Raw genomic sequence first — 15,448 nt, 5'->3', positions numbered from 1 at the left:
ACCAACAAAATAGCCTCCCATACGGGAGGCTTTTTTGTTGGCCGCAGGGGTCGGTGCCAAGGAGAGTAAATGAACATGCCGGTTCGGCCGAAGGCAGCGCGCGTAAGCATCGCGAACAAACGGCAAATCCTGCCCCCAAAACCAAAATAAACGCCAATAAGTCAGTGACTTGGCGGGCTTCGGCTTGTCTGGGGCTCAGCCCCGTCCAAGAGCCGTGGAGGCGCCATGGAAGCAGAAGAAAGAGAAAATAGGAGCACGAGCACTTTGCGCTTGTTGTCGTTAGCAGGCTGTCACTCCGACGATGAAGAAGTCCACGGCTCCGGCGAAACGTCGGACGGGCTGTTCAAGCACAGCAGGAGGCGCGTCTGGCCGGTTCCGGCGATGGGCGGGGAGCGGTGGACGATGCCGTCCGCATCGGCCGCCATCTTGCCCTTGAAGATCGCGACATCGCCGGCCTCCAACCGCTCGATGGGGCCGTCATAATCCTTCTGCGCCTGCAGGGCAGCCTCGGCATGGGCGGGGGCAACCCATTCCGTCGCCGGGCCGCGATATGTCGTTAGTAGCCGCACCGGCACATAGTCGCGATGGAACTTCCAGCAGGAATCGTGGCTCACGGCCTCCAGCCTGATATCGACCGTCTCGTTGGCGGTAATAGCGGCGAAGGCGCGTGTCAGCGCCTCGATATCGCCGATCAGCCAGTCGCGCATCGGTCCGGCCGGCAGGCCGGACTGTTCCATGACAGAGGTCACCGCGCGGCGGGTATCGGCCGGCCGGACGAGCAGACGGCTGTGCGGCAGTTGCTGGGCGTCCTGCGCTGCCAGCCATTCAATCAAAGCTGAGGGCGGTTGCCGCCGCCAGAGGGCGAGCGCCGTGCCCGGCCGGGTGATGGCCGACAGCCCGGCAGGGTCGCGGCACTCGACGACCGGCTGGTCGCCGGCCGGCGGCAGTCCGGCGCGGTTCAGGATCATGACGCCGCCCGCCGCCAGACCGGGAACGGGTCTTCCAGCCCTTCCCAGAGGTCGAAGTCGAGCGTGAAGGCGTCGGCGTCTCCCAGCAGGCAGTCATCCAGCCGGCGGCGGATCTCCGCCTCATCCATATGGGCACCGATGAAGACGATCTCCTGCCGCCGGTCGCCATAAACCGCATCCCAGGCGCGGGCGATATGCCGGCGCCATTCCGGATCGTCGGGCCAGCGTTCCTTCGGCACGCTGACCCACCAGAAGCCCATCGCCTCATGCTTCACCAGCGCGCCGGTCTGGCTCAGCTCGCCGACCCAGTCCGGCCGGGTGGCCAGCCAGAAATGCCCCTTGGCGCGAATCACGCCGGGCCAGTCGGCATTCACGAAGTCGAAGAATTTCCGGGGATGGAAGGGCTGGCGGGCGCGGTAGGTGAAGCTGCGCACGCCATACTGCTCGCTCTCGGGCGTGTGGTCGGCGAAGCCATAGAGTTCCTTGAACCAGAGCGGGTGCTCCTGCGCCTTGTCGAAATCGAAGCGGCCGGTATCCAGCACCCTGTCCAGCGCCACGCGCGACTGGCTGGTCTCGATCAGCTCCGCATCCGGGTTCAGGGCGCGGACGATCTTGCGGGCGGCATCCAGCGCCTCCGGCGTCGCCACATCAACCTTGTTCAGGATCACGACATCGGCGAACTCGATCTGCTCGACTAGCAGATTGACCAGGCTGCGCTCATCCTCCTCGCCCAGCGATTCGCCGCGATCCCGCAGGAAGTCGGCGGAGGCATAGTCGCGCAGCAGGTTGGCCGCATCAACGACGGTGACCATCGTGTCCAGCCGCGCGACATCGGACAGGCTGTCGCCCTCCTCGCTGCGGAAGTCGAAGGTGGCGGCCACCGGCAGCGGTTCGGAAATGCCGGTCGATTCGATCAGCAGATAGTCGAAGCGGCCATCCTCGGCCAGGCGCCGCACCTCGTTCAGCAGATCGTCGCGCAGGGTGCAGCAGATGCAGCCATTGGTCATCTCGACCAGGGTTTCCTCGGTGCGGCTGAGATCGGCGCCGCCCTCGCGGATCAGGTCGGCGTCGATATTCACCTCGCTCATGTCGTTCACGATCACCGCGACGCGCCGGCCCTCGCGGTTGTTCAGGACATGATTCATCAAGGTCGTCTTGCCGGCCCCCAGGAAGCCGGAAAGCACGGTGACGGGCAGGCGCGGATCGGTCGCTTGGGGATCAGACTGTCGGGCGGTCATCGGTGTCTCGAATATGGCTGGAACCGGTCGTTCGATAATTTATGTTATAACATAACAATTTATCAGAGGGATAATGGCCGATTTGCCGCACTGTCATTCCGGCACATAGATCATCCGGCCATCGGGCAGCCGGTAGGTGACGCCTGCGCGCACGCCCTGGCCCTCGCCGATCTCGCCCGACGCCTCATAGCGCGTCAGCTCCTCGCCTTCCTTCACGGTGATGCGCATGTCGGCCTCGCCCGGCCGCTCGACCACCACCACCTTGTCGGTGCTGAACGGGTTCAGCGGGTTGCGCAGAATGACGATCATCAGCACCGCGATGACGACGAGGAACAGATCGACCAGATTGACGACGGAGAGGATGGGATCGTCCAGCTCGTCGCTTTCCAGGAAGCGCATCAGGCTGCCTCCCGCGCGATCTCGATGCGCCGCAATTCCTGCAGCAGCCAGCGGCGGCGGAAGGTCAGCACGAAGAAGGCGATGCTGGCGCTGACCAGGGCCAGCACCACGGCGGAGAAGGCGACGACCATATTCTCGCCGACCCCCTGCGCCTCGTTGCGGCTGAGCGCCAGCAGCGCCGGCCCCATCGGGATCATGGTCGCCACCAGCCCCAGCATCGGCGCGCTGCGCGCGACAATGCGCAGCCATTCCAGATGCTGCACGATCCACAGCTCCAGATCGGGGCTGGCGCAGCCGGTTTGCCGGTGATGGACGGCCAGCGGCGAGACATAGCCCGGCCGCCGGCGCTGCCACGCCTCCATGGCGAAGCGGCCCAATGACCAGAAGCTGTAGATCAGCGCCAGCAGGATCAGCAGCAGGACCGGCAGAAGGAACAGGCGGGCAATCTCGTACAGCCCGGTTTCGAACATGGTCATCGACTTAAGAACCACCTATGCGAGGGAAGAGGGGCGAAGGCGTTGCCACAGCGCCCCGCCAAGGAAACAGGAAAACAGGCCAAGCCCGCCCAGCCAGGGCGACCAGTCCCAGCCGGTTGGCGATGGCGTGGCGCTGACAGCTTCCAGCACCCGGCCGCTCACCGGCTCTGCGGTGGCTTCAGCGGTCGCCGGTTCCGGTTGCGCACCGCCGCCGGCCAGATCGAGGCCATAGCCAGCCGCCATTGCCTCCAGGAAGGCGCGGGTGGCCAAGGGTGTGGCGCTGGCGGTCGCATCGGCGGTCTCCAGGGCGGCGAGCTGCTGCCAGCGTTCGGTCAATTGCTGGCGCGTCTCGTCCGCTGCATCCCAGTAGCCCTTGCGGATCGCCTCAGCCAGCCGCTCGACGAGCTGGCGCTGGGCGGAGGGGTTGTGCTGCTCGAACCAGTCCGCGAGGCCCAGATTGCGGCTGTCCATGACGTAACTGTCGTGGATCGCCTGCCACTGGTCGGCGCGCACGGTTTCCGGCGCGGTGGCCTGCCAGCCCCAGACATTATTCACGAGCTTCAGCATCTCCAGCGTGCCGGCATAGCCTTCCGCCTGCATCGCCTTCATCCAGTGCGGGTTGAGATAGCGGCCGCGCAGCTCATCGGCGATGAAGCGGGCGGCCGTGGTCATTTTCGGCTGGGTTTCACGCAGATCGGAGACATAGAGCGCGGGCGAGGAACCATCGAGATGCTGGACCGCCAGCGCCAGCCCGCCCAGATATTCGAACGGATGGTCGGTGGCCAGCATGCCGTACAGCCGGGAAGACCGCGCCAGTACCGCCCCGTCTGTACCCTTCAACTGGCTGGCGAAGAGATTTTCGCCCTCCAGCCGCAGGCCCCATTCCTGGGCCCCAAAGGCGTAGTTCAGCCGGTCGAGGAAGGCTTCGGCCAGCGGCGCATCCTCCTCCCACTCGGTGGAGGCAAGCACACGGTCGGTCAGGCCGCTGCCATAATCGCCGGGCTGGTTGCCGAACAGCCGCAGGCTGGCAAGCTGCCGGGCCCGGTCCTCGGGCATGCCCTGCGCCATCAGCCTGTCGGCCAGCAGCCGCGTGTTCGCGGCGACCGCATTGCCTGGCTCGTCCAGCCGCGCCAGCCGGTCGATGGCATCGGCCAGCAGCCGCATGAAGCCGTCGAACTGGTCTCGATAGACGCTGGTGACCTGCAGCACAATATCGATGCGCGGCCGGCCCAGCTCCACCGCCGGCACGATCTCCAGCGCGCGCACCCGGCCGCCCTCGTCCCAGACCGGCTGCAGCCCCAGCGCGTGCAGCACCTGGCTTTCCAGCACGCCGAGATGACGCAGCGCCTCCGACGACCACAAAGAGAAGGCCAGCTTCTCCGGCGCGCGGCCCTGATTCTCCGAGCGGAAACTGTCGATCAGCATGTTCAGCGCCTCGCCGCCCGCCGCATAGGCGGCGCGGGTCGGGATCTTGTCGGGCTCGAAAGCGTAGAGGTTCCGACCGCTCGGCACGTCGGGATTGCGGATCGGATCGCCGCCCGAACCGGGCGCCACGAACCGGCCGGCGAGGCCCGCCAGCAGCGCCTCGATCTCGCCGGTTTCGGCGAGCCGGCGGTCGCGCTCCATCGCCAGCGCCACCATCTCGCGCAGCGTCGGGTCAGCGATCTCCTCCAGCGGCGCGCCGTCGCGCAGATGCCGGTGCAGCAGGCGGTAGGCGGGATTCTCCGCCAGCGCCTGGAAATCCTCGACGAACAGCTCCTCCGGCTCGTCGGAGACCAGCTTGTAATAGGGCTCGCCCAGCTGCTGCATCACGGTGCTGAGGCGGTGTTCCGGTGCCGCAGGCAGGCCGAACTGGTGCAGGCCCAGCGGCATTGCGGCCGCGGCCAGCGCGTGCAGCTGATCGTGCAGGGCGCGGAAGAAGCCGGGAAAATCGGCAATGATGGCGGCTTCCTCCCAGCCAATGTCTTTATGCAGCTCGGCGGCGATGGCGGCCTCGCGGATCTGCGCCTCTGTACGATCCCGCACGGCCCCTTCCGCCAGCTGCCCATATTCATGGATCAGGGCGTGCAGGTCGCGCAGCTCGTCATACAGGCCGGCCGGCGCGAAGGGCGGCGTCTGATGGCTGACCGTGACCGCCCGGCCGCGCCGCTTGGCCTGCATCGCCTCGCCGATATTGTCCTGGATATAGGGGTAGAAGACCGGCATCGCGCCCAACGCCAGGAAGGGGTAATCGCCGGTCCACAGCCCGCGATCCTTGCCCGGCAGCCATTCCTGCGTGCCATGCGTGCCGAAATGGATCAGCGCGTGGGCACCATGGCCCTCACGCAGGAACAGATAGGCGGCGAGGTAGAAATGATCCGGCGGCTCGCGCCCGTCATGATAGGCATGGCCGGGCTTTCCGCCGCGCGGCGGCTGCGGCAGGACCAGCAGATTTCCCAGCTTCAGGCGCGGGATCACGAAATGCGGTTCACCGCCGACCTGGCGCACCGCCCAATGGCTGTTCGGCAGCCCCCAGCGGTCGAGCAGCGGAGTCCAGGCGGCCGCCGGCAGCGTTTCCAGCCAGTCCCAGTAGCGGCGGAGCGGGAAGGCCTCGGCCAGTCCGGCTTCCAGCAACGCATCCAGCGTCTCCGGCCGGTACAGCCCGCCCAGCATCGCCTGCCCGGCCTCGATCAGCGCCGCCTCCCCGGTGGCCGGCACGCTATAGCCGGCCTCGGCCAGCGCGCCGGTCAGTGCCTCCAGGCTGGCCGGCACATTCAGGTGCGAGGCGGACAGGTTCTTCTCGCCCGCCGGATAGTTCCAGAACAGCAATGCCAGGCGCTTGTCGGCCGGCGGCGTGCGGCGCAGCGTGGCCAGCGCCGCCAGCTTGTCGAGCAGCGCATTCATCTGCTCCGGGATTGGCACACTCTGGCCGGCCTCCACCGCTTCGATCACCAGCGGGTCGCTCATGCCCCAGCCCTCCGGCACGCTGAGGAAGGGGGCGACCATGTGCATCGGTACGCCGCTTTCCGCCGCGCGCCAGCCCTGCGGGTCGCCCTGGCGATAGCCCAGGGCCTGCAGCACCGGAATGTCGAGAGAAAGGAATTCGGCGCTGCGGGCCGGGCCGTTCTGCATATGCTGCAGATTGACCAGCGCCACCGGACCGGCATCCCCGAGGACGGCCTGAATGCCTTCCGGATCGGCGGCGTCGAACCAGAAGGCCAGCGGCACGAGGCCGCGCGCCTCGGCGCCGGCGATCAGCGCATCGACCACCGTCGTCTGCATGTTCGACAGGGTGCCGGGATGAATGGCGAAGGCAACGCGCGGGGCGTCCATCTGCCAGCGGCCTGCACCCCAGGCGAGATAATCTGAAACGCCGCCAAAGGGTTGCGGCGCTGCCGGATGATGAAAGCCGGTCTTCGGCAGGGCGACGGGCGGCGGTACCTGCGCGGCATCGGTGCCACTATGCCAGGCGGAAAGGGTTGCCAGCATGTTGCGCAGATTGGCCTCGCCGCCATTGCCGTAATAGCCGATCAGCAACCGCGCGCGGTCCGGCGGCAGCCCCTCGAAGGCCGGGCGCCCGCCACCGATCCGGACCCACGGCACGCCGGCAACGGCCAGCGCATCGCCGAGCTTCTGCTGAACCTGCGCCAGATCGTTCGGCCGCGGCGTGTCGAGGATCGCCAGACCGGCCCCGGCCAGCCACTCGGCCGGCGTGCCCGGCATACGGTCCACATTGACCGCGCGCACCGGCACGCCCGCCTCCCTGCCCCACGCCGCGAGCCGGTCCAGCTTGCCGGGCAGCACGAAGCTGTTGGTCAGGATGACGAGGCTGGCCCGCTCGCCGGCCTGTGCGGGAATGCTGGCGGTAAACAATGCCGCCAGCAGCAGGAGGGCGATGCGCATCATGGTCAGAAGCTGTAGTTCAGGCCAACCCAGAGCAGCCGCCCTGCCTCGGCATAGGGGAAGCTGGCGGTCTTCTCGGCCAGCCGCTCATCGGTCAGATTCTGCAGGCCGATCAGCAGGGTCGCCTGCTCGGTCAGCGGCTGGGCGATGTCAACCGACCAGATCGTATAATCCGGCAGCCGTTCGGTTCCGCTGGTCACATTGACCAGCTGGGTGCCGGTATAATCGCCGATCAGCCGGGCACGCATCCCGTTATCGGCGAACCAGGTGATGCTGGCATTGGCGGCATGGCGCGGCCGTTCCGCCAGTTCGGCACCGGTGCCGCGATTTTCCGTGTCGAGGTAGGTGTAGTTGGCATCGAAGCGCAGCCAGGATGTCAGATCGACACCGCCGCCAAGCTCCAGCCCCCGGATGCGTGCCCGCTCGACATTGCTGTAGGTCCGGCGCTCGGCGCGCGGCACACCGCACGACGCGATGCAGCTGGTCTCGATCAGATCCTCCAGATCGTTCTGGAACAGGCTTCCGCGCAGTGACCAGCCGCGTGTCTCGTACTCCGCCCCGACCTCATACATGGTGTTGATTTCGGGCTTCAGGTCGGGGTTCCCGACAATGGTGAAGCGCCCGCCCGCCGCGCTGGCGCTGTAGCCTGGCGAGAGCTGCTTCAGGGTCGGCGCCTTGAAGCCCCGGCCCACACCGCCCTTCAGGGTCAGTCCGTCCGACAGGTGATAGACCAGATAGGCACGTGGGCTATTATGCCAGCCGAACTCCTCATGCCGGTCGGCGCGGTTGCCCAGCAGCAGGGACAGATCGTCGGACAGCGTGATCTCGTCCTGCAGGAATACCGCATGATGGTCGGCTTCGTCAGTGCCGAGGCTGTTCACCGTCGGGTCTTCGAGCTGTTCGCGGCGCCATTCGCCGCCGAAGGTGAATGTGTTCCAGCCCAGTGCCGGCACGCTGACATGGCCATCGACGATGTCATCGGTCAGCTTGTGCGGGCCGCTGACCTCGCCCCGCGTCCGCAAATTCTCGCGCTCCAGCTCGGTCCGGTAGGCGCGCAGCTCCGACTTGCCCCAATCCCAGTCGCCACGATGCGACAGGGCGAACTGCCGGCGCTCCACCTCATCCGTGGAGGTATAGACATAGGGGGCAGGGCCGGTCTGCAAGGTATTGCGCTCATGCTCTTCCGTGCCATAGCCCAGGGTCAGATCGATCCGTTGCTGGCTGTCCGGCGTCCAGGTGAGGGTGGCGCTGCCGGTGCGGGCATCGCGCCGCTCGATCTCGGACAGGCGGGGATCGGCGGCGTCGGGCGTCTCGCCACGGCCGCGTGTCTCGGCATAGACGCTGAGGCCGAGCACGTCCTGCACCAGCGGACCGCCGACATAGGTGCCCGCCTGGTAGGTATTGCCGCCATCGCCCTGCTGCACGCCGCCCTTCACCGACACGCTGCCCTTCCAACGGTCGGTCGCCCGCCGGGTGATGATGTTTACGACGCCGCCCAGCGCATCCGAACCATAGAGCGAGGACATCGGCCCGCGCACGACCTCGATGCGCTCGATGGCCTCCACGGGAACCCAGTTCAGGTCGTAGTCGGCATGGGCGATGGCGCTGGCCGCGCTGTTGATTCGCCGCCCGTCCACCAGCATAAGCGTGTGCTCGACCGGCATGCCGCGAATACTGATGCCGCGCCGGCCAAGGCCGATGCCGCTGATAGTGATGCCGGGGACGCCGCGCAGCGCCTCCGCCATATCCTGCACCGGCCGCTCGCGCAGATCGTCCCCCGAGACCACGGAAATGGTTGCCGGCGCATCGCGCAGCTCCTGCTCCGCAGTGGTGGCCGTAACAACCACGGGCGACAGTCGGATTTCCTCCGCCTGTGCCAGACCCGCCATTCCGCACAGCGACAACAGTCCCACCGCGGCGCGGGCTGGCAGCAGCCCGGCGCCCCGGTTCGTCTTCGCGATACTCATCTGAAAACCCCTTCCGACAGATAGGCGCAAGCCGGGATTCCCCGTCCCGGTCGCGTGATATTATACGTTATAACATAACATTTTTTGATTTTGTCAATGCGCCAATCGGAAGGGTGTTGACGTCTGGTGTGATATGTAACAATAAAAGTTACATGAATAGAGACAGCCGCCTTTCTCTTGTCCTGCATGCGCTGCTCCACATGACGGAACGGCCAGGCCCGATGACGTCGGAAGCGCTCAGCCTTTGCCTTGGAACCAATCCGGTGGTCGTGCGCCGCACCATGGGGCTGTTGCGTACGGCCGGGCTGGTGAGCTCGGACCGCGGACATGCGGGAGGATGGCGGATATCGGTGGATATCTCGGCCATAACGCTCCGCCAGTTGCATGAGGCGCTGGGCGAACCGGTGCTGTTCGCCATCGGCAATCGCCATGAGAACCCCGATTGCCTGGTCGAGCAGGCGGTGAATATCGCGCTCGACAGCGCCTTTGCCGAGGCCGAGGCGCTGCTGCTGGAGCGCTTTGCGGAGGTCACACTGGCCGATCTCGCCCGGGACTTCAGGCGCCTCCATGCGGCGAGGCGCGATGGAAAGGAACAGACATGCAGCATGATGTGATCGTGATCGGCGGCAGCTATGCCGGCATGGCGGCAGCCCTGCAGCTTTTGCGGGCGCGCAGGCGCGTGCTGGTGATCGATGCCGGCCAACGGCGCAACCGCTTCGCCGCACGTTCGCACGGTTTCCTGGGGCAGGATGGGGCCGATCCGGGCGAGATCGCGCGGACTGCCCGCGCACAGCTGCAGGCCTATCCGGCCCTGGACTGGGTAGAGGGGACGGCGAGTGCCGCCACCGGCGCGAAGGATGGTTTCAGCGTGACCCTGGCGGATGGTGCAGGCCATGCCGGCCGGCGGATTCTGCTGGCCACTGGTGTGTCAGACCAGCTTCCCCCGGTTGCCGGGCTGGCGGAGCGCTGGGGCCGGACGGTGTTTCACTGCCCCTATTGCCATGGTTATGAGCTGGACCAGGGGCGGATTGGCGTGATTGCCACGGGGCCGATGTCTGTTCATCAGGCAAAGCTTCTGCCGGAATGGGGCGAGGTGACCTTCTTCACGAATGAGGCGCTGACATTGGAGCCGCTGGACCGGCAGGACCTTGCGCGGCGGCAGGTCACCATTGAGGAGATGCCGATCGAGCGGATATCCGGCGACGCGGACGTCGTTATGCGCGATGGCCGGGAACTGGCGTTCGCCGGACTGTTCACCGCCTCGCGCTGTGTGCCGGCATCGCCGCTCGCCGCGGAAATGGGCTGCGAGATGATGGAAACGCCGATGGGGATACAGGTCCAGACCAGTTCGGCCAAGGAAACCAGCATCCCCGGTGTCTATGCCTGCGGTGATGCCGCGCGCGTGCCGCATTCGGTGTCGCTTGCCGTGGGCGATGGCGCCTGGGCCGGGGCGCAGCTTCACCGCTCGCTTGTCTGGCCCGACGACTAAGGGCAACCGCAAGATGGCAGCTAGGCCGTGCCGACCCGGCGCTGGAACCAGGTCGAGCTGATCCAGCTGCCGTTCTTCTGCGCATATTCCCGGAAGGTGCCAACCTCTTCGAAACCCAGGCGGCGGTGCAGGGCCAGCGAGCCCGGATTGGGCAGCGCCACACCGGCCACGGCAAGATGCACCGGTTGCTCCGCCAGGCGCTGCAGCAGCGCGGCATAGAGGCGAAAGCCGAAGCCGCGCCCGTGCCATTCCGGATGCAGGTAGATGCTGGTCTCGACCGTGGTGTCGAAGGCGGGTCCGGGCCGGTACGGGCTGCTGTAGGTGCTGCCAATCACGATGCCGTCGACTTCGCCCACCAGCAGCTGGTGCCTTCCGGCGCCGTAGCTCTCGAACCAGGGCCGGCGCGACTCGACGGTATGAGGCACCGTCGCGAAGGTGACATGCCCGTTGGCGACATAATGGTTGAAGATGCCGACCAGGGCTGGCAGGTCGGATATCATCCCCGGCCGGACAATCAGCGCATCCATGCCAGCACCTCCATGATTGTGCTCCGTATCTGTCTGGCCGGTACTGTAACGGCACGGCTTCCGGGACGCAGGACGGCATTTCGGTATCGCCGCGGACAGAAATGTATCGGTCGGGTCATTGGCCCTGGCATCGAACCGACCTTCTGCACCTGATCAAACGACCGCTTATAGAGTTTCAGCGCCCAGAATCTGAGAACGTTAAGGCCCGCCGTTATCAGTGGCGGGCCTTGTTTTTTCTGCCGTTAGCGGCTTTTACCAGGTGGCGCGGATGCTCAGCATCGCGTTGCGCGGTTCGCCCCAATAGCCGTAGTAGGCAAGGTCGGTCAGGTACGCCTCGTCGAAGATGTTGTTCAGGTTCAATGCCGCGCTGACATTGTCGGTCAGCTGGTAACGCAGCATCAGATCGACGATGGTGAAATCATCCTGACGGAATTCGGCGCCGCTGATCTGCGAATAGGCGTCGCCCTGCCAGCGCAGATTGCCGCCGACCGTGAGGTCGCGCCACTCGCCCGGCAGGCGGTAGGTGGAGAACAGCTTGAAGCTGTCCTTCGGGATGTTGGTGGTCAGCCGCGTGCCGTTAGCGTCCTCCGGCACGGCCCGGCTGTAGCCGCCACCGATCTGCCAGCCCGGCATCAGCTCGCCGTTCATCTCCACCTCGAAGCCCTTGCTGGTGGTGCCCTGCGCCGCCCTGTAGGCCTGCGACCCGTCGGGCGCAAACTGTCCTGGATCGATGACCGCCAGATTGTCCTGCTCGATCTTGAAGACGGCAAAGCTGGCGTTCAGCAGGCCATTATAGAATTCCGCCTTCACGCCGGCCTCATAGGCGTTGCCTTCCAGCGGGTCCAGCGTCAGGCCGGCGCTGTTCTTCTGCGACTGCGGCTTGAAGATGCTGGTGTAGCTGGCATAGACCGACCAGATATCGGTCAGGTCGTACACGATGCCGGCATAGGGCACCAGCACGCCGTTTTCCGCCCGCTTGGTGGCGCTGGAAGCGCCGCTGTCGGGGAAGCTGCGGCTTTCCTGTTCCCATTTGGCGAGGCGGCTGCCCAGGATGACCGAGAGGGCATCGGTCGGGCGCAGACGGGTCGCGGCATAGACGCCGTACTGGCGCTCCTTTTCCTCGGACCAGCCGGTCGGCTCGAGTGCCGGCTGCGCGATCTCGCCATTCCAGGTGAAGTAGTTCGGGATGCTGGGGTCGTAGTCATCGAGATACCAGAGCGGATAGTCCTGCCCTTTCCGGTGCGCGTGATAGCCGCTGGCGCCGACCATCAGTTCGTGACGGCGGCCGAGCAACTCGTAGGGCCCGGACAGATCGACGCCGATCGAGGTCTGCTCCAGATCGGAATTCCAGCGCCCCGGCCAGATGCCCATGCCGGTGCCGTCCCGGTTCAGGCTGCCGCGCACGCCATAGCCCAGCAGCCCGTCATATTCCCGCCAGGAATTTTCGATATCCAGCTCCACCTTCCAGCCGTCGCCGAAGCGGTGCTCCAGGCTGCCGAAGGCGGTCAGATTGTCGTGCATGAAATAGGCCCAGTTCGCCGCCGAATTGATCGAGCGCGAGAAATCCGTGGGCGTGCCGTCGGCATAGAGCAGGGGGAAGCCGCCGCGCGAGGCCTGATCGGAATTGTGCTTCTGATATTCCAGCCCGACGGTCAGCAGTGTGTCCTCAGACAGATCAGCTTCCAGCGTGCCATAGGCGACCCGCTTGTCCATCTCCAGCCGGTCGATGAAGGAATCGCTGTCCTGATAGGCGGTGACGAAGCGGCCGCGCAGCTTTCCATTCTCGACCAGAGGGCCAGAAATGTCCGTCTCCCCCCGATAGTGGTCCCAGGAGCCGACCTGCCCCTCGACATAGCCCTGGAAATGGGCGGTCGGGCGCTTGCGCACCAGGTTGACCGAGGCCGAGGGATCGCCGACGCCGTTCAGCAGGCCGGTCGAGCCGCGCACGATCTCCACCCGGTCATAGGTCGCCAGATCGGCGATTTCGTCGTTGAAGCCATAGACCGTGGAGCGCGGAATGCCGTTCACCTGGAAATTGCTCAGCACGAAGCCGCGCGAATAGACCTGGTTGCCGTCGGTACCCAGCGCGCCGGACTCCACCAGCGTGAGGCCGACAGCCTGGTTCAGCGCATCCTTCATTTCGTTCAGCCCCTGATCGTCCAGGCGCTGGCGTGTCATCACGGTCACCGATTGCGGCGTCTCGCGGATCGACAGATCGAGTTTGGTAGCAGAGCTGCTGGACCCGATGGTGTAGGAACCCGTGCCCTCGCTCTTGCCCGGATCGGCACTACGGGCACCCTCGACCCGTACGGGGGAAAGCTGCAGCGCGCCATCGCCGCTGCGCTGCGGCTGGCGCAGCTCAATGGTCTTCGCATCCAGCTGCAGCCAGGTCAGGCCGCTGCCCGCCAGCAGACAGTCCAGCGCCTCAGACGGGGCCATGCTGCCTTTGAGCGGCTGCGAGGTCAGCCCCTGGGCGATTGCGGTGTCCATCGTAACCTGAAGCCCTGACTGCCTGCCGAAGCTGGTAAGTGCGCTGGAGAGCGGCTGTGCCGGAATATCGAAGGCGATCCGTTCCGCTTGCGCGAGCTGGACCCGTCCGGCTGTTTCCACCTGCGCCTGGGGCAGGCCGGCAGTCAATGCCAGCAGTGATGTTGCCAGAAACAAGGCGGCGGGCACGGCCCGGCTGCGTGTGGTGGCCGGCAGGCCGTTGCCGGCTTCGGATGGCGCGGTCATACAGGGTTCCCCTTCCCGATACGCGAATGAAACAAATATCCCCACTCTGCAAACAACTCGCATTTGCAGTTCGTAACAGACGAAACCCGCGCCCGGATTTTCAAAAATAATTTTGGCTGGGTGCTCAGCCGCGGCTGAGGATCAGCAGGTAGGGGGTGATTTGCGTCACTGTGCCGCCATGCGGGCGCAGGATCGCGGCCAGCGCCGATGCGGGATCGGTGAGGTCATAGACGCCGGTGACCTTGCGGGCAGCGAGGTCGCTGTCGTTCAGCAGGATCAGCCCGCGATGGTATCGGCGCAGCCGGTCCACGGCCTCACCAACGCTGACACCATCGACGACAAGCTGCCCGCTGCGCCAGGCCGCGATATCCGCCGTGCCGATGCCATGCCGTTCGGCATGGCCGGTGCCGCGATCGATGCGGACTGCCTCGCCGGGGGACAGCAGGGTGGCGGCGCCCACCTGCACCTTGCCCTGCTGCACGGCGACCTGCACGGTCTGGTCCGTCAGCCCGACATCGAAGGCGGTGCCGACCACGGTGACGGCAATACCGGCAGCCTCGACAGTGAAGGGGCGGTGTGCATCCGGCGTGACCTCGAAGAAAGCCTGGCCGGACAGCAGCCGCACGGCGCGCTGGCCAGGGTCATAGGCCACATCCAGCGTCGTATCGGAATCCAGCGTGACGCGGGAGCCATCGGCCAGCGTTACCTGCCGCGTTTCGCCGGTAGCCGTGTGGTGGTCGCCTGCGGTCCAGAACCTATCCGCCGCCAGCCACAGGGCGAGGCAGGCCGCAAGTGCGAGGACGGCGGCAAGTGGCCGCATCCTGCGCCGCTGCGACATCGTCACCATCCTGGTCCCGGCCTGCCACTGGTCGCCATGTACCGGCGGAACGGCGCCCATCGCCTGCCAGGTACCGGTTGCGCGGTTCCAGGCCTCAGCATGGCGCGGATTGGCGCGCAGCCAGGTATTGAAAGCCGCCTGCAGGGCAGCGTCCCGAGGACGCTCCTGAAGGCGGAACAGCCAGTCCAGCGCCTGCTCCCAGATCGGGTCGTTTCGGTGTTCGGGGGTGGTCATGATCTCCCTTTCCCCCAACAGGATGTCCGGGAGGGCAGGGTTCCTGTACGCTTATTGTCCGCTGTCTGTTGCAGGCTGCGCATTGCGCAATGGGAAACCGCGTCGCGCACCAGCTTGTGAGCGAGTCCGAGGGAGATTTCCAGCCGGTCCGAGATTTCCTGGAAAGTGCAGCCACCGAACCGGTGCATCTCGAAAGCCAGCCGGTTGCGTTCGGGCAGCTCCGCCATCGCCGCGGCCACCAGGCGCAGCGTGTCGCGGTGCAGGATCGTGGCTTCGGGTGTTGTGCCGTCCATCTGCGCGGCCACGGCGTCCAGAGTGAAGGAGTTCTGCTGGCTGCGCCGTTCGCTCGCCAGCTTGCGGGTCCAGTCCAGCGCCAGATTGCGGACGATGCGGTAGAGATAGCCGACAGGCTGCAGGATCGGCGTCTGCCGCGCGGCCGCTGGTTCGGGCGATTCGGCGCCTTCGAAACGCAGCCATGCCTCCTGCACCACATCCTCCGCCTGCGCCCGGTCGCCGACGATGGGCGTGGCGTAGTCGATCAGCGCTGCCCTGTGGGCAAGGAACAGGCGCAGCTTGGCAGGGTCGTGTCTCAAGGGGCTGTCGATTCGCAGGTGCCGCAGGAAGGACACGGATGCTAGCTTTGATAAGAATGATTATCAATGCCTATGGGCTGCTGGCGTACGGGGGGCGCGCCGGG

The 15,448-nt window shown here is 66.0% G+C and carries 12 protein-coding genes; 2 read left to right on the top strand and 10 right to left on the bottom strand.

What is annotated here, in order from left to right:
* Positions 1–290: 290 nt before the first annotated feature.
* The 6 genes from P24_RS01910 to P24_RS01885 form a co-directional block, all read right to left on the bottom strand.
* On the bottom strand, positions 291–968 hold the full coding sequence (locus P24_RS01910) for a DUF1826 domain-containing protein (RefSeq protein ID WP_008943001.1): 678 nt from the start codon (positions 966–968) through the stop codon (positions 291–293).
* Positions 965–2,206, bottom strand: coding sequence for a zinc metallochaperone GTPase ZigA (gene zigA, locus P24_RS01905; RefSeq protein ID WP_008943000.1), 1,242 nt, complete (start codon positions 2,204–2,206; stop codon positions 965–967). The genes P24_RS01910 and zigA overlap by 4 nt, the downstream gene beginning before the upstream one ends.
* Positions 2,207–2,299: 93 nt before the next feature.
* On the bottom strand, positions 2,300–2,605 hold the full coding sequence (locus P24_RS01900; protein WP_008942999.1) for a DUF2149 domain-containing protein: 306 nt from the start codon (positions 2,603–2,605) through the stop codon (positions 2,300–2,302).
* Positions 2,605–3,081: a MotA/TolQ/ExbB proton channel family protein gene (locus tag P24_RS01895; RefSeq protein ID WP_008942998.1), complete on the bottom strand. Its 477-nt coding sequence runs from the start codon at positions 3,079–3,081 to the stop codon at positions 2,605–2,607. Before P24_RS01895 ends, P24_RS01900 begins: the two co-directional genes overlap by 1 nt.
* A gap of 15 nt (positions 3,082–3,096) precedes the next feature.
* Positions 3,097–6,966 carry a cobaltochelatase subunit CobN gene (gene cobN, locus P24_RS01890; protein WP_008942997.1) on the bottom strand — a complete coding sequence of 1,290 codons (3,870 nt, stop codon included), beginning with the start codon at positions 6,964–6,966 and terminating at the stop codon, positions 3,097–3,099.
* A gap of 2 nt (positions 6,967–6,968) precedes the next feature.
* Positions 6,969–8,930, bottom strand: coding sequence for a TonB-dependent receptor domain-containing protein (locus P24_RS01885; RefSeq protein WP_008942996.1), 1,962 nt, complete (start codon positions 8,928–8,930; stop codon positions 6,969–6,971).
* A 152-nt stretch (positions 8,931–9,082) separates the two neighbouring features.
* On the opposite strand from P24_RS01885, the gene P24_RS01880 reads away from it, so the two are divergent.
* Together P24_RS01880 and P24_RS01875 are read left to right on the top strand one after the other, a co-directional pair.
* On the top strand, positions 9,083–9,544 hold the full coding sequence (locus P24_RS01880; protein ID WP_040706069.1) for an Rrf2 family transcriptional regulator: 462 nt from the start codon (positions 9,083–9,085) through the stop codon (positions 9,542–9,544).
* Positions 9,529–10,419, top strand: a complete 891-nt coding sequence (locus P24_RS01875; protein ID WP_008942994.1) for an NAD(P)/FAD-dependent oxidoreductase — start codon at positions 9,529–9,531, stop codon at positions 10,417–10,419. Before P24_RS01880 ends, P24_RS01875 begins: the two co-directional genes overlap by 16 nt.
* A gap of 20 nt (positions 10,420–10,439) precedes the next feature.
* Here the strand turns inward: P24_RS01875 and P24_RS01870 are convergent, their stop codons facing one another.
* From P24_RS01870 to P24_RS01855, 4 genes are all read right to left on the bottom strand, one after another.
* Complete coding sequence (locus P24_RS01870; RefSeq protein WP_008942993.1) at positions 10,440–10,946, bottom strand: GNAT family N-acetyltransferase; 507 nt, start codon at positions 10,944–10,946, stop codon at positions 10,440–10,442.
* Positions 10,947–11,198: 252 nt separating this feature from the next.
* Positions 11,199–13,679, bottom strand: coding sequence for a TonB-dependent siderophore receptor (locus tag P24_RS01865; protein WP_008942992.1), 2,481 nt, complete (start codon positions 13,677–13,679; stop codon positions 11,199–11,201).
* A 124-nt stretch (positions 13,680–13,803) separates the two neighbouring features.
* The gene (locus tag P24_RS01860) at positions 13,804–14,751 is read right to left on the bottom strand and encodes a FecR family protein (protein WP_008942991.1); all 948 of its coding nucleotides are present in this window, start codon (positions 14,749–14,751) and stop codon (positions 13,804–13,806) included.
* A complete protein-coding gene (locus P24_RS01855) occupies positions 14,748–15,344 on the bottom strand; it encodes a sigma-70 family RNA polymerase sigma factor (protein ID WP_051013057.1) in 597 nt (198 codons plus the stop codon). The genes P24_RS01860 and P24_RS01855 overlap by 4 nt, the downstream gene beginning before the upstream one ends.
* Between the last annotated feature and the right edge of the window lie 104 nt (positions 15,345–15,448).

It is taken from the genome of Oceanibaculum indicum P24 (assembly GCF_000299935.1).
GTDB lineage: Bacteria > Pseudomonadota > Alphaproteobacteria > Oceanibaculales > Oceanibaculaceae > Oceanibaculum > Oceanibaculum indicum.
The sequence above is the reverse complement of the archived record's forward strand: the minus strand, read 5'-3'. Positions and strand labels throughout refer to the sequence as shown.

What these genes read in the sequence shown, in the direction of transcription:
- P24_RS01910 (WP_008943001.1), bottom strand. Translation starts at nt 968, where the DNA reads ATGATCCTGAACCGCGCCGGACTGCCGCCGGCCGGCGACCAGCCGGTC.
- zigA (WP_008943000.1), bottom strand. Translation starts at nt 2,206, where the DNA reads ATGACCGCCCGACAGTCTGATCCCCAAGCGACCGATCCGCGCCTGCCC.
- P24_RS01900 (WP_008942999.1), bottom strand. Translation starts at nt 2,605, where the DNA reads ATGCGCTTCCTGGAAAGCGACGAGCTGGACGATCCCATCCTCTCCGTC.
- P24_RS01895 (WP_008942998.1), bottom strand. Translation starts at nt 3,081, where the DNA reads ATGACCATGTTCGAAACCGGGCTGTACGAGATTGCCCGCCTGTTCCTT.
- cobN (WP_008942997.1), bottom strand. Translation starts at nt 6,966, where the DNA reads ATGATGCGCATCGCCCTCCTGCTGCTGGCGGCATTGTTTACCGCCAGC.
- P24_RS01885 (WP_008942996.1), bottom strand. Translation starts at nt 8,930, where the DNA reads ATGAGTATCGCGAAGACGAACCGGGGCGCCGGGCTGCTGCCAGCCCGC.
- P24_RS01880 (WP_040706069.1), top strand. Translation starts at nt 9,083, where the DNA reads ATGAATAGAGACAGCCGCCTTTCTCTTGTCCTGCATGCGCTGCTCCAC.
- P24_RS01875 (WP_008942994.1), top strand. Translation starts at nt 9,529, where the DNA reads ATGCAGCATGATGTGATCGTGATCGGCGGCAGCTATGCCGGCATGGCG.
- P24_RS01870 (WP_008942993.1), bottom strand. Translation starts at nt 10,946, where the DNA reads ATGGATGCGCTGATTGTCCGGCCGGGGATGATATCCGACCTGCCAGCC.
- P24_RS01865 (WP_008942992.1), bottom strand. Translation starts at nt 13,679, where the DNA reads ATGACCGCGCCATCCGAAGCCGGCAACGGCCTGCCGGCCACCACACGC.
- P24_RS01860 (WP_008942991.1), bottom strand. Translation starts at nt 14,751, where the DNA reads ATGACCACCCCCGAACACCGAAACGACCCGATCTGGGAGCAGGCGCTG.